General features: G+C 66.4%; 10 protein-coding genes. 1 reads left to right on the top strand and 9 read right to left on the bottom strand.

All coding sequences use genetic code 11. From position 1 onward, the window contains the following. Positions 1–414: 414 nt before the first annotated feature. Positions 415–1,950, bottom strand: coding sequence for a class I SAM-dependent methyltransferase (locus tag J7528_RS10255; RefSeq protein ID WP_291873637.1), 1,536 nt, complete (start codon positions 1,948–1,950; stop codon positions 415–417). Between the two features lie 184 nt (positions 1,951–2,134). Between J7528_RS10255 and J7528_RS10250 the strand changes: the two genes are divergently transcribed. Continuing rightward, positions 2,135–3,421, top strand: a complete 1,287-nt coding sequence (locus J7528_RS10250) for a glycosyltransferase (RefSeq protein WP_291873635.1) — start codon at positions 2,135–2,137, stop codon at positions 3,419–3,421. Here J7528_RS10250 and J7528_RS10245 read toward each other — a convergent pair. From J7528_RS10245 to J7528_RS10210, 8 genes are all read right to left on the bottom strand, one after another. Beyond that, positions 3,418–5,001 carry a TolC family outer membrane protein gene (locus J7528_RS10245; protein ID WP_291873633.1) on the bottom strand — a complete coding sequence of 528 codons (1,584 nt, stop codon included), beginning with the start codon at positions 4,999–5,001 and terminating at the stop codon, positions 3,418–3,420. The genes J7528_RS10250 and J7528_RS10245 overlap by 4 nt on opposite strands. A gap of 56 nt (positions 5,002–5,057) precedes the next feature. Further along, positions 5,058–6,095 (bottom strand): glycosyltransferase family 4 protein, encoded by a 1,038-nt coding sequence (locus J7528_RS10240; RefSeq protein WP_291873629.1) that lies wholly within the window; start codon positions 6,093–6,095, stop codon positions 5,058–5,060. Continuing rightward, positions 6,092–7,129, bottom strand: coding sequence for a glycosyltransferase family 4 protein (locus tag J7528_RS10235; protein ID WP_291873627.1), 1,038 nt, complete (start codon positions 7,127–7,129; stop codon positions 6,092–6,094). Before J7528_RS10235 ends, J7528_RS10240 begins: the two co-directional genes overlap by 4 nt. 3 nt (positions 7,130–7,132) lie before the next feature. Further along, on the bottom strand, positions 7,133–8,260 hold the full coding sequence (locus J7528_RS10230) for a DegT/DnrJ/EryC1/StrS family aminotransferase (protein ID WP_291873624.1): 1,128 nt from the start codon (positions 8,258–8,260) through the stop codon (positions 7,133–7,135). After that, positions 8,257–8,889, bottom strand: a complete 633-nt coding sequence (locus J7528_RS10225; protein WP_291873621.1) for an acetyltransferase — start codon at positions 8,887–8,889, stop codon at positions 8,257–8,259. Before J7528_RS10225 ends, J7528_RS10230 begins: the two co-directional genes overlap by 4 nt. Next, positions 8,889–9,866: a GDP-mannose 4,6-dehydratase gene (gene gmd / locus J7528_RS10220; RefSeq protein ID WP_291873619.1), complete on the bottom strand. Its 978-nt coding sequence runs from the start codon at positions 9,864–9,866 to the stop codon at positions 8,889–8,891. Before gmd ends, J7528_RS10225 begins: the two co-directional genes overlap by 1 nt. Positions 9,867–10,002: 136 nt before the next feature. Continuing rightward, positions 10,003–11,313 carry an HlyD family type I secretion periplasmic adaptor subunit gene (locus tag J7528_RS10215; protein WP_291873616.1) on the bottom strand — a complete coding sequence of 437 codons (1,311 nt, stop codon included), beginning with the start codon at positions 11,311–11,313 and terminating at the stop codon, positions 10,003–10,005. A 62-nt stretch (positions 11,314–11,375) separates the two neighbouring features. Further along, positions 11,376–13,097: a type I secretion system permease/ATPase gene (locus tag J7528_RS10210; RefSeq protein WP_291874409.1), complete on the bottom strand. Its 1,722-nt coding sequence runs from the start codon at positions 13,095–13,097 to the stop codon at positions 11,376–11,378. Positions 13,098–13,189: the final 92 nt, after the last annotated feature.

Here is a 13,189-nt window from a genome sequence, read left to right as displayed (position 1 = left end):
GTGGCGTTTCGCAACCACCTAGCTACGAGAATCCGACATTTCGTCGTGAATTCGCTCTGCAACTTCCGCTATTGCAAAGCTCCGATCAGATTCCCGCAGCGACATTCACAATATCGAACGCCACCCACGGCCATTGAAGGAGGTTCTCCAACCTCGTTCGATTTATTGAGTTCTCCATAGAAGATCTATTGCGCAATGCTCTTACCCAGCACTGAGCCAGAAACACTGATTTTCAGACTGAACCTTATCGATCAGCGCCAACTACATTTTCTCAAGGTTTCGAATACGCCAGACAGCGTTTGAAGATTCTACGACCATTCTCCGGAGAGGCGAGATCGACGCGCTCACTCCGGAGCAGCGTCGATCAGCCTTCGCATGACTCGTCAGCCCGAAACTCGCGCTAAACGAGAACGATCAGACACCCAACGCGGTCCAGACCGGCAGGGTGTGCGCCCCCCACTTTTCGGCCTGTGACTTGAGTTCGGTCAGATTGTCGTCGCCCTTCAGCGTCGCGCCTTCCTTGATCAGCGACTGGCCCTGGGCCTGGAGTAAGGACCAGGCGAACTGCGCCCAGTCGGCCGGCCCCTGCCCTCCGCTTTGCTTGCCTAGCCAGAACAGCTGATGGAAGCGCGGCGCCGAAATCCCGCCGCCGACCACCGGCGATGCGAAGTGGCCGATATCACCGACAGACAATGACCGGCGCGAAATGGCCTTGTTCATCGCGTGGGTGCGCGCCTGGGCCTTCGCCGCGTCCTGGTCCGACGCCGCGGGCTGGATCACGCCCAAGCCCAGCAGGATCGTCAACGCCGACACCAGTTGGGCGAAACTGACGTTCTTGCCGCCCAGATGGGTTTCCAGCTCCAGGATCGTGTGCGGCTTGTGATCCAGCAGCAGCTCGTAGATCGGCTCGTAGATGGCGTCGAGCAGACCCGCCTCGCCGAGGACGCCCCGCACCGTCTTGGGCAGATCCGGTTGCGCCGTGGTCAACACCACGCGCTCGTCCCGCATGGCGGCGACCTGCTCGTGGCCCACCAAGGCGCGCACGCCGCGCACCCAGTAGTCGCGCCGAAACTGCTGGTTCACACAGTAGTCGCGGATCGTTTCGCGCAACGAGACATCGGGAACGCCGCGCATGAACTCCGCCTGCTGCGGCGTCATGTTCAGCTCATACAGGTTGTCCAGCGTGTGCGCCGAGGACGCGAAGCCGACCTTGGCGTCCCCCAACCAGTTCTCCATGTCGGCGAAGTACATCGGGTGCCAGTCCCGATTCATGTACTCGTGCGCCAGGTACTTGCGATCCTGGCCCTTGACCTGCTTGAGCCGTTCCGCCGCGCCGGGGTTGGCCTTCGCGTAGAGCGGCTCCAACGCCAGGAACTGATCGATAAAGCCCAGGGCCGCGTCGGTCTGGCCGATGATCCCCTGCCCCGGCGCGCCCATCACGTCGGCGTGGCGCTTCATCAGGTGCCGGATCGGCGCCGAAGCCGACCAGCCCGGCAGCGTGTTGTACGAGATGTAGAGCACGCCGCCCGGCCGCAGCTTGCGACGGATGAAGTCGACCAGCACACCGCGATTGGCGTCCGAGATCCAGGTCCAGATACCGTGCAGGCCGATGAAGTCGAAGTCCGGGAGATCCTGGCGATTGCAGAACTCGGCAAAGGCCTCGTCGTAAAGCTTGGCGTCCGCTCCGGCCAGGCGGACCATCTCCGAGGCGAAGGCGGCCTGGGAGGGATTGAAGTCCGTGCCATACCAGTTGATGCCCGGCTGGGCGGCGGCGTGGATGGACACCGACAGCCCCTGGCCGAAACCCAGTTCGCAGGCGTTCTCGATCTTGGGAGCGTGACGACCGACCATCAACAGTGGAAGGCGGCACCGAAGGGGATTGAGCTCCCCATAGTAGCCAAAGGTGTAGTTTACGTCCGTGACGTAGCCGGAGTTCCACTCAGTCGACACGTATGTCCCCACTGTTCAGCAAACCCCGACCCCAGGGGGATTGCTGCATGGATTGATCGCCCCTGACAAGTTCCGGCCACAATTTAAGATGGGGCGATCGCCGCCTTTGTCGTGGCGCCGGCGCCGGGCAAGTCGCTATAGGTCGGAGGCCCCTCGGACCGCGATCGAAGTCGTCAGCACGCCCATGAAGTCTGCCCTCCTCGCGCTCTGGCGCGGCCTGCCTGTTCCAGTGCGTCGGGCCGCGCACCTGGCCGCCGGCGCGCCTGGCGCGGCCTGGCGCGCCATCGGCGAGGCGCTGGACGAGGCCGCCAAGGCGCGAAAGCTGCGCGCGGCGCAGGCCAGGGCGCGCCGCCGCGCCCGGCGCCACAACCTGCCCCCCGCCTTGCCCGTGACCATCGTGGGCTTCCACGGCGCCGTGCATGGCCTGGGTGAAGGCGCGCGGATGCTGGCGCGGGGTTTCGCCGACGCCGGCCTGGCCGTGCGCGCGATCGACCTGTCGGCCAGCGTGGGCTTTCCGATCGACCTGCCCGTTCCCTTCCAAGCCCCCGCCGAGACCGAACGCGGCGTGGTGATCTCGCACATCAACCCGCCGGAACTCCTGCGCTGGGCCCGCAAGACCGAGGGGCGTCCGCTGGAGAGGCGCCGCCACATCGGTTACTGGGCCTGGGAACTGGAAGACGCTCCAGCCGACTGGATCCCGGCCTTCGACCTCGTCGACGAGGTCTGGACCCCCTCGGCCTTCGCCGCCGACGCCATCCGCAAGATCGCGCCCGCCCGCGTGAAGGTCACGCCGGCCCCCTACCCGCTGTATCTGAACCCCCGCCCTGCGCCCGATCGCGCTCGCTTTGCTTTTCCCGAGGACGCCGTCGTCGTGCTGATGGCGTTCGACCTGCGCTCCACCGCCCAGCGCAAGAACCCCTATGCCGCGCTGGCCGCCTTCCGGAAGGCCCACACCCTGGCCTCTCGGCCCGCATTGCTGGTCTGCAAGGTGGTCGGGGCCGACCTCTATCCCGAGACCTTCCAGGCGCTCCAGGATCTGGTCGCCGACACTCCGTCGATCCGGCTGATGACCGAGAACCTGTCGGCCGACGACATGGCCCTGCTGACGGCCAGCTGCGACATCATCCTGTCGCTGCACCGCTCCGAAGGCTACGGCCTGCTGCTGGCCGAGGGGATCTGGCTGGGCAAGCCGACCCTGGCGACCGGCTGGTCCTCGACCGCCGAGTTCATGGACCCGGCCTCGAGCCAGCGCGTGGACTTCACGCTGATCCCGGTCGAGGGCGACGGGCACATCTATCGGGCCGGCCGCTGGGCCGATGCCGATGTCGACGACGCCGCGGCCAAGCTGGCGCGCATGCTGTCGGACGACACGTGGCGCAAGGAAATGGCCGCTGCGACGGCGCGCAACGGCCATGTCTCGTTCGATCGTGAAGCTTGGCTGCGGATGACCCGCGGCCTGCTGCCGCTCTAGCCCTTCGGCGAGGTCTTGACCGGCGCGTCGTCGTTCAGGGCCGGCAGGTCGTTGATCGACTGCGGCGGGGTGACCTTGTCGGCCGAGATCGGCGCGGCCGGAAGCTCAGACGACGGCGGGCGGATCGGAGTCGTGTCGCCGGCCTTCGGCTTCTTCGGCTCCATCGGCAGGGCGATGTGATCGAGGGTCTGCACGACCAGGTCCGTCGGCAACATGCCCTTGTAGCGGACCTTCTTGAAGTGCCGCGTCGGATCGTAGGGCTGGACGCCCGGCGCCAGATTGCCGACTTCCAGCGTACCGACCTGGGCGAGCAGCTGCAGGCGACCGACATATTCGTTCATGCGGCCACGCACGAAATTGATCTGGGCGTTCTGCAGTTCGGCCTGGGCGTTCAGCACTTCAATCGTGCTGCGCAGGGCGAAGCGCTCTTCTTCACGCACGCCGTAGAAGGCGATGGTGTCGGCCTTCATTTCCTCTTCCAGCGTCACCAGCGATCGACGCGAGGCGACCAGCTGGTCCCAGTACTGCGAAACCCCCAGCACCATGTTGCGGCGCGCGTCGTCGATCAGCAGCTTGTCGCGGTTGTTTTCCTCGATCGACTGGCGGACCACCGAGTTGAGCTGGCCGGACGAGAACAGCGGCTGGGAGACGGTGATGCCGGCGGCTAGCGAGTCCTCGCGAAGGCCGACCTTGCCGTTGTAGGGACTGTTGGGCGCGTTGCGATAGTCGGCGCGCGCGCTGACCGTGAACAGGCGCTGGGCGCGCGCCTCGGCGACGCCTTCGCGCGACGCCTTTTCGGTATAGCCGGCCGCCAGCAGCGACGGGTTGGCCTGTTCAGCCTCGTTGAAGGCCTCGTCCAGGTTGGCGGGCAGGCCGTCGACGTCGGGTTCCGGCTCGAGCGTGTCGGGCAGATGGCCGATCAGCGAAGCATAGTAGGCGACGCTGACATTGAGCTGAGCCTGGGCGTTGGCGACCTGCGTGCTGGCCGAGGCCAGACGCGCCTTGGCCTGCTGGACGTCGGTCAGGGTGACCTGGCGAACGCCGTACTTGTCCTCGGTGTCCTGAAGCTGTTTGCGCAGCCAGGCCTCGCCGCCTTGGGAGATCCGCAGGATCTCGCGGTCGCGGCGCACCGAGACATAGGCGTTGGCCACGCGCACCAGCAGGTCCATCTCGATGCGGCGTAGGTTTTCGCGCGCCGCCTTGATCTGCGACTCGGCGCTCGACAGGCGCGCGGCATAACGGCCGTTGGTGTAGAGCGCCTGCGAGACGCTCAGCTGGCTGCTGGGCAAGGTGCCTTCGACGCCGGATGGGTCCCGGTTCAGCTTGGCCCAATTGTAGTTCTCGGAGAAGCTGGCCGAGGCTTGCAGCCCGTACGCCGACCGCGCCTGGGTGTAGTTCTCGTCCAGGGCGCGCATGGCCGCGCGCTGGGCCTGGATGTTGGGATTGCTGTTGTAGGCGGCGGTGATCGCGTCGGCCAGGGTCTCGGCGTGGGCGAGGTCGGCACGGCCGGACACCGCCGCGGCGATAGCCAAGGCGATCACGGACGTCCGAACGGACAAGACTTTCGACAGCACTCGCATTTCCTAGACTTCCACGGCCCCCGCCGGAACGCGGCGTTCAACCTAATATTTGTGGCTTAATCAAGAAGGCGATGCACAGTCGCCTCCCACGTAACGTTCTTGTTGCGCCAGAGATCGCGCGCCGCGGTCCCCAGCGATATCGCCCGCGCCTTGTCGGACGTCAAACGGTCCAGCGCCTGGGCCAGGGCCTGCGGCGTCGGCTCGGCCACCGCGCCGGTGTCCTGGCTGACGATCTCCAGCAGGCCGCCGCTGTCGGTGACGGTCAGCACCGCCTTGCCCGCCGCGAAGGCCTCCATGGTCACATAGCCCACGCTGTCTTCGTCGAACGGCAGGTAGGCGCAGACCAGGGCGTCGTTGGCCCAGCGGGCGATGTCCTCGCGCGGATGGAAGCCGAAGCGCAGATCGACGCGATCCTTCAGGTCCAGGTCCTCGACCAGTTTGGTCAGGCGATCGGCATAGGCCTGGTTCTCGGGCGGACCGGCGATAACCAGGCGCAGGCTGCCCGGCAGCAGGGCCAGGGCCTCGATCAGCAGATGCTGGCGCTTGCCCGCCGCCACCCGGCCGCCGGCGAAGACATAGTCGCCATACTCGCCGCCGGTGAAAAGCTCGCCGTCGTTCAGCGGCGGATACAGCACCTCGCTGGGCACGCCGTTGAAGCGCGCCAGGCGGTTCTGGGTGACCGGCGAGTTGCAATAGATCTTGCGGCACTGCGCGAAGCACTCGTTGTCGGCCGCCTTGATCGCCGCCTTCACCGTGCGCCCCGTCTCGTCGAAGTCCAAGTGGCTCTGGCCGGCTTCGGACAGGTCATAGGCCTGGCGGAACTGGTGCAGCAGCCACAGCACCTTGTCCTGGTGCGGGATCAGATAGGCCGGGAACTTCAGGCCGATCACGCGGTCGACATTGTACAGCCGCATGCCCTTGGAGATCAGCATCTCCTCGATCAGGCGCTCGGCGGGCTCCCAGGTGAACGGCACGCGGACGAGCTCCGACTGAACACCAGGCGTGCTGTTCAGGCGGCGGACCAAATGGTCGGCCAGCTCCTCGGCGCCGCCGCGCTGGAACGGGGCGGCATTGTTGACGACCAGAACCTTCATGCGGTGAGCCTTTCCACCACGGAGCTCCAGTCGATCTTCATCTCGGCCAGGCGGTTCAGCGAGGCCGTTCCCATCTTGGCCACAGCCTGCTTGTCGGCGTGCAGGCGGTCGAACTGCTCGGCCAGGGCGCGCGGATCGGGCTCGCTGATCAAGCCGTTGCGGCCGTGCTCGACCAGTTCCAGCACCCCGCCGCTATCGGTCGTGGTGATGATCGCCTTCTTGGCGTGGGCGCCTTCCAGCGACGGGTAGCCATAGCTGTCCTCGTCCTTGGGCAGGTAGGCGATGGCCAGGGCCTCTTTCAGCATCTCCGCCTTCTCGTCCTCGCTGATCCAGCGGTCTTCGAGAATGACGCGGTCCTGCAGGCCCAGCTCCTGGACCCGTTGCAGCAGCTGGCTGCCGTATTCCGGGCTGGACGCCGTGCCAGCCAGGCGCAGCTTCACGCCGGTCTTCACGTGCGCCATGGCCTCGATCATCAGGGCCTGACGCTTGTGCGGCTCCAGGCGCGAGATCGCGACGATCTCGTCGCCATAGCCGGTGTGGGTGAAGCGCTCGGGCTTGTAGACCGGCGGATACAGCGGCGTGGAGTCCAGGCCGTTGAACGCCTTCAGGCGGTCGGCGACCACCTGCGAGTTGGTGAACACCGCCCGCGCTTCCGAGATCGCCTGGGTGTCGAGCGCCCGCAGGTTGTCGCGGATCGTCCGGTGCTGGGTGTCGTCGGGCATGCCGCGATAGGGCGTGTCCCACAGGTCGTAGAAGGTGCGGATGTGGTGGATGAACCACAGCACCTTGTTCGGGTGATCCACCACATAGGCCGGCGGCCGGAAGCAGATCACCCGGTCGCACCACTGGGTCAGGTCCATCAGCCGCCAGGCGGCGACCTGGTGCAGGATCTCGTTCGGATCGTCGGTGAACGGCAGGTAGAACCGCTCGACCTGATGGCCGGCCTCGATCAGCTTCTCCTCGAGCCACTCGACGATGAAGCGCGCGCCGCCGTTGATGAACGGCACGATCGAGGACAGGAGGATGATGCGCATCGGCTAGACCAGCACCTGGTCGAGCGCGGCGACGACGCGGTCGATATCGGCCTCGGTCAGGCCCGCGTGGGTCGGCAGGTTCAGGCCGTCCGCGCCGCAGGCCTCGGCCTGCTTCAGGTCGTCGGTCGCCAGGTGGGCGTAGGGCGGCATGACGTGCATCGGGTGGAACACCGGGCGGCTCTCGATGCCCAGAGCGTCCAAGTCCTTGATCACCTGGTCGCGCGAGGTCTTCAGGCCCTCGCCCAGGCGCACGGTGTACATCCAGAACACGTGGCGGCCAGTGTCGGCGACGAGCGGCTTGATCACCCGATTGCCCAGGCGCGAGAGCTTTTCCTCGTACCAGCCAATGACCTTCTCGCGGCCGTCCAGGTGGACGTCGACCCGCTCCAGCTGCGCCAGGCCGATGGCGGCCTGGATGTTGGTCATACGGTAGTTGTAGCCGACGATCGGGAACCAGTAGCGGCGGTTGGGATCCATGCCCTGGCCGCGCAGCAGGCGCATCTTGGCGGCCAGCTCGTCGTCGTCGGTCGTGATCATCCCGCCTTCGCCAGTGGTGATGATCTTGTTGCCGAAGAAGCTGAAGGTCGCGCACGTGCCCAGCGCGCCGGACTTCTTGCCCTTGTAGGTCGCGCCGACGGCCTCGGCCGCGTCCTCGATGACCAGCAGGTTGTGCTTCTTGGCGATCTCCAGGATCGGGTCCATGTCGCAGACCTGGCCGTACAGGTGCACCGGCATGATCGCCTTGGTGCGCGGCGTGATCAGCGCTTCCAGCTTGGCCGGATCCAGGTTGAAGGTGCGCGGGTCGTTGTCGATCAGCACCGGCGTCGCGCCGCAATAGGTCACGGCGTTGGCCGAGGCGATATAGGTCAGGCTGGGGACGATCACCTCGTCGCCCGGACCGATGTCCAGCGCCACCAGCGCCAGATGCAGCGCCGTCGTGCCGTTGTTGCAGGCGATGGCGTTGCGCACGCCGCAGTACTCGGCGAAGCCCTTCTCGAATTCCGAGATGAAGCGGCCGACCGACGAGATCCAGGTCGTGTCCATGCATTCCAGGACGTATTCGCGCTCCTTGCCGTCCAGGCGGGGGGCGGCGACGGAAATCCTGGGCAGAGTGTTCGCCGGGCTGGTCATGGCCGGTCTCCTTTGATCTTCGCGGGGACGCCGATCGCGAGAACGGCATCCGGTAGGTCTCGCACGACGACGCCGCCGGCGCCGACGGTCGTATCGGCGCCGATCGTCACGCCCGGGATCACCCGCGCGCCGACGCCGAGAAAGGCCCGGTCGCCGACAGTCACGCCGCCAGCCAGGGCCGAGGCCGGCCCCAGATGGCAGGCCACGCCCAGGCGGCCGTCATGATCCACGACAGCGCCGGTATTGATAATCGCCAGGTCGCTGACGTCCGTGTCGGCATTAATCGCCACGCCGGCCATCACCGCTACGCCTTGGCCCAGCTTGGCGCTGGGCGAGATCACGGCCGAAGGGTGGATGGCGTTGACCAGGACAAAGCCCAGGCCCTGGGCCTTGCGCCCCAGCTTCTCGCGCAGGCGGTTGTCGCCGATGGCGATGAACAGCTGGGAAAGCCCCTGCCCTTTCAGATCGGGCAGCTTCAGGTCGTCGCCGACCACCGGCACGCCCAGAACCTGACGCGGCGTCGGATCGGCGTCGACGATCGCCGCCACGGTCAGGCCCGAGGCCCGCAGGCTCTCGATGACCACCTTGGCGTGGCCGCCGCCGCCGATGATGACGACGCCGGCGCTCATCAGTTCCGCGAGCGCCGAGCGATGTCGGCTTCGACCATCTCGGCGATCAGCTCTTGCATGCTGATCTTAGGGACCCAGCCCAGCTTTTCCTTGGCCTTGGTCGGGTCGCCCAGCAGCAGATCCACTTCGGCGGGACGCAGGAACTTCGGATTGATCGTCACGTGGTCCTGGTAGTTCAGGCCCACCGAGGCGAAGGCCACCTCGCACATCTCGCGGACCGTCCAGGTCTTGCCGGTGGCCACGACGTAGTCGTCGGCGACGTCCTGCTGCAGCATCAGCCACATGGCCTCGACATAATCCTGGGCGTGGCCCCAGTCGCGCTTGGCGTCCAGGTTGCCCAGCTCGACGGTCTTCTGCTGACCCAGCTTGATGGCGGCCACGGCGTCGGTGACCTTTCGGGTCACGAACTCGATGCCGCGCAGCGGGCTCTCGTGGTTGAACAGGATGCCGGCCGAGGCGTGCAGGCCAAAGCTCTCGCGGTAGTTCACCGTCATCCAGTGGGCGTACATCTTGGCCACGGCATACGGCGAGCGCGGATAGAACGGAGTCTTCTCCGATTGGATCGGATGCTGCACCAGGCCGTACATCTCCGACGACGAGGCCTGGTAGAAGCGCGCCTGCGGGCACTCCTCGCGCACGGCTTCCAGCATGTTGGTCGCGCCCAGGCCGGTGACCGAACCGGTCAGGTGCGGCTGGTCCCACGAGGCGCCGACGAAGCTCTGGGCGGCCAGATTATAGACCTCGTCGGGCTGCAGGCGGCGCATCAGGCGGGTCAGGCCGCCTTGGTCCAGCAGGTCACCCAGCTCCATCTGCACGTCGTCATAGACACCGATCCAGCGCAGGCGGTCGCCGATCACGTCGGCCGAGGCCGAGCGGCGCAGCATGCCGTGGACCTTGTAGCCCTTCTCAAGCAGCAGCTTGGCGAGATAGGCGCCGTCCTGGCCCGTGATGCCGGTGATCAAAGCCGTCTTCGCCACACTCGACTCCAGTAAGAATGAAAGGTGTCTGACTACACTATTGGAGCCGATTGGAAAGCGCCGCCGACGACATTTCGGCCGTCAGGCGCCGCTTTCCGAAAAGCGTGGGAATTCAGGCTCTTGAAATCGCCCGGCCCTACTCCTCGCGCATGGTGGTGCGCAGGGTGTCGCGCAGCGGCGAGAACAGGTACTGCAACACGGTGCGCTCGCCCGTGGGCACGACCACCTGGGCAGGCATGCCGGCGGTGACCTTGGCGCGGAACTCCTTGGGCAGCTGCTTGATGTCGACCCGGACGACACCCAGGAAATAGGCCGTCTTGTTCTCGGGATCGGAGATCCGGTCGCGCGACAGCGCCTCGATCTTGCCGTTCAGGATCGGGATCTCGCGCGAGTGGAAGGCCGGCAGGCGAACTTCCGTGACCATGCCCGTATGGACGTTGTCGACGTCGGTCGGCGCGAAGTGGGCCTGGATGACGAACGCCTCGTCATCCGGCGCGATGTCGACCAGCGGCTCGGCCGGACGCACCACGGCGCCCTCGGTGAAGAAGCGCAGGTTCTGCGCCGTGCCGCTCACCGGCGACACGACATTGATCCGGCGCTGGGCGTCCGAAGCCACCACTTCCTTTTCGGTCACTTCGGCCAGCTTCACGCGGGTCTCGGTGATGGATTGGCTGACTTCCTGGAAGAACTGCTGCTTGATCTGACGGATCTTCAGCTGCGTCTCCGACATGCCCTGCACCGCCTTGGCGCGGTCGGCGGTCAAGCGACCGATCGAGCCCGACAGCGAAGCCTGTTCACGCTCCATCGCCAGCAGGCGCGGACGCGGCACCAGGCCCTTGTCGTAGATCTTGCGCAGGTCCGAGAGCTCGTCCTCGATATAACCCAGCTGGTCCTTCAGGCCCTGGGTCTGGCGCTCGATGCCGTCGATCTCGCTCTGGTACTGGTCGCGCTGGGCGTTCATCAGGTCGACCTGACCCGAGATCGTCTGGCGGCGTTCCAGGAACTGGGCCTGCTCGTCGGAGATGGCCCGCGCCACCATCGGGTCGGCGCGCTGGTTCAGCAGATCGGCGGGAAAGGTGATCGACGGCCGCTGGTCACGTTCGGCCAGCAGGCGGGCTTCCATCGCCCGCAACGCCACATACTGGTTCTTGGTGATGCCGGCGGCGGCATTGGCCTGGGTCGGATCCAGCTCGAACAGCAGCTGCCCGGCCTTCACCTTCTCGCCTTCACGCACCAGGATCTTGCGGAGCATGCCGCCTTCCAGGTGCTGGATGGTCTTGCGGTTGCCTTCGGCCGACACGACGCCGTTGGCGATCACCGCGCTGTCCAGCGGCGCGAGCGCCGCCCAGCCCAGCAGCCCCACGAAGGTGATGCCGATGATGGCGTAGCCGATACGCGCCACGCCTTGGTAGTTGTCCGTCGGACGCTGGATCTTGGGGGGCTTCATCTTGTCTTCAGCCTGATGGGCGCGCACGAGGCGGCCTTAGAAAATGGGGGCGAACGGACGGATCAGTTGGCGCGGATCGGCGTGGGCGCCGGCGCCTGCGGCGGAGCAGCCCCGGTCAGCTTGGCCAGCATGGCGTCACGCTCGCCGAAGTCGGCGATGACGCCTTGATTGACGACCATGATGTAGTCCGCCTGGTTCAGCAGGTTCACCTTGTGGGTGGCGAAGATCACCGTGCGCTTGGCGGCCTTCAGGCGGTTCATGGCCTCCATCAGGGCGAGTTCGCCCGTCTGGTCCAGGCTGGCGTTCGGCTCGTCCAGCACCAGCAGGGCCGGCATCCGGAAGACCGAACGGGCCAGGGCCAGGCGCTGGCGTTGACCGCCCGACAGCGAGGCGCCGCCTTCGCCGATCGGCGTGTCGTAGCCCATGGGCAGGCCCTGGATCATCTCATGGACGCCCGCCAGCGTGGCCGCGTCGATGACTTCCTGGGATTCGTACTCGGTGAAGCGGGCGATGTTCTGGGCGACCGTGCCCTGAAACAGCTCGATATCCTGCGGCAGGTAGCCGATGTGGCGGCCCAGCTTCTCGGGATCCCACTGCTTGATGTCGTAGCCGTCGAGACGGATCACGCCCGCCGCGCACGGCCAGACGCCGACGATGCCGCGCAGCAGCGACGACTTGCCGGCCGCGCTGGGGCCGACGATGCCGACCGAAGTGCCGGCGTCGATGCGGAAGCTGGCCTGGCGCATCGACGGCTGCTGAGCGCCGGGGGGCAGGATCGAGGCGGCTTCCGCCGACAGCACGCCGCGCGGCTCGGGCAGCGGCATGTGATCTTCGGTATTGGCCTGGTCGCGCAGCATGCCTTGCAGGCGATCCCAGGCGCCGCGCGTGCCGATCAGGTTCTTCCACTGCCCGACGGCGCCTTCGATCGGCGCCAGGGCGCGGCCGACCAGGATCGAGCCCGCGATCATCGAACCGGGCGAGATCTTGCCCTGGATCGCCAGATAGGCGCCGCCGCCCAGGATCAGGGTCTGCACGACCTGGCGGAAGACCTTGATGCCCGACATCACGGCGCCGCCGGCGTCGCTGGCGGCGGCCTGCCAGGCCACCTGCTCGTCGCGGCGCAGGCGCCAGCGCTGCTGCAGGCCGCCCCACATGCCCATGGCCTTCATGACCTCGGCGTTGCGCAGGGTGGAGCCCGCGTCGTTCTGGGCGGCGATCGAGGCCATGGTGGCCATCTGGATCGGGTTCTTGGTGGCGCGGTCATTCATCATCGCCAGACCGAAGATGATGAAGCAGCTGATGATGGCCAGGACGCCGAAGAAGGGGTGCAGGATCCACGAGACCACGATGAACACCGGGGTCCACGGCGCGTCGCAGAACGCGATCAGGCCGCCGGCCAGGAACTCGCGGATCTGGTCCATGTCACGGAAGGCCTGGCCGCCGCCGCCCTTGCGCGTCAGCGTCGATTCCAGCACCGCCCGGAAGATGGGATCGCGCGCCGTACCGTCGAACTTCAGGCCGCCGCGCACCAGCACCTGCGTGCGCAGCGCTTCCAGCAGGCCGTAGATGATGAACAGGAAGACGCAGATGATGGTCAGCACCACCAGCGTCCCGACGTTGCGGCTGGACAGCACGCGGTCATAGACCTGCAGCATGTACAGCGGGCTGACCAGCGCCAGGATGTTGATGAAGAAGCTGAAGACCATGGCGGTGATCACCGCCGGCTTCATGACCTCGACCGCGCGATCAAGGATGGTGGGCTTCGCGCCGGAGCGGTTGAAGATCATGTTGAGCCTTCGAGACAGCCCGCCGTGGGGCGAGCCGTATACAGTAACAACTTAGGTCGCGTCTCGACCACGAAATTGTGGCGGAAAAT

Source organism: Caulobacter sp., assembly GCF_017744445.1.
Taxonomy (GTDB): domain Bacteria; phylum Pseudomonadota; class Alphaproteobacteria; order Caulobacterales; family Caulobacteraceae; genus Caulobacter.
Note: the sequence above shows the minus strand (reverse complement) of the source record. Positions and strands in the feature narration are given on the sequence as shown.

What these genes read in the sequence shown, in the direction of transcription:
- J7528_RS10250 (WP_291873635.1), top strand. Translation starts at nt 2,135, where the DNA reads ATGAAGTCTGCCCTCCTCGCGCTCTGGCGCGGCCTGCCTGTTCCAGTG.
- J7528_RS10245 (WP_291873633.1), bottom strand. Translation starts at nt 5,001, where the DNA reads ATGCGAGTGCTGTCGAAAGTCTTGTCCGTTCGGACGTCCGTGATCGCC.
- J7528_RS10240 (WP_291873629.1), bottom strand. Translation starts at nt 6,095, where the DNA reads ATGAAGGTTCTGGTCGTCAACAATGCCGCCCCGTTCCAGCGCGGCGGC.
- J7528_RS10235 (WP_291873627.1), bottom strand. Translation starts at nt 7,129, where the DNA reads ATGCGCATCATCCTCCTGTCCTCGATCGTGCCGTTCATCAACGGCGGC.
- J7528_RS10230 (WP_291873624.1), bottom strand. Translation starts at nt 8,260, where the DNA reads ATGACCAGCCCGGCGAACACTCTGCCCAGGATTTCCGTCGCCGCCCCC.
- J7528_RS10225 (WP_291873621.1), bottom strand. Translation starts at nt 8,889, where the DNA reads ATGAGCGCCGGCGTCGTCATCATCGGCGGCGGCGGCCACGCCAAGGTG.
- J7528_RS10215 (WP_291873616.1), bottom strand. Translation starts at nt 11,313, where the DNA reads ATGAAGCCCCCCAAGATCCAGCGTCCGACGGACAACTACCAAGGCGTG.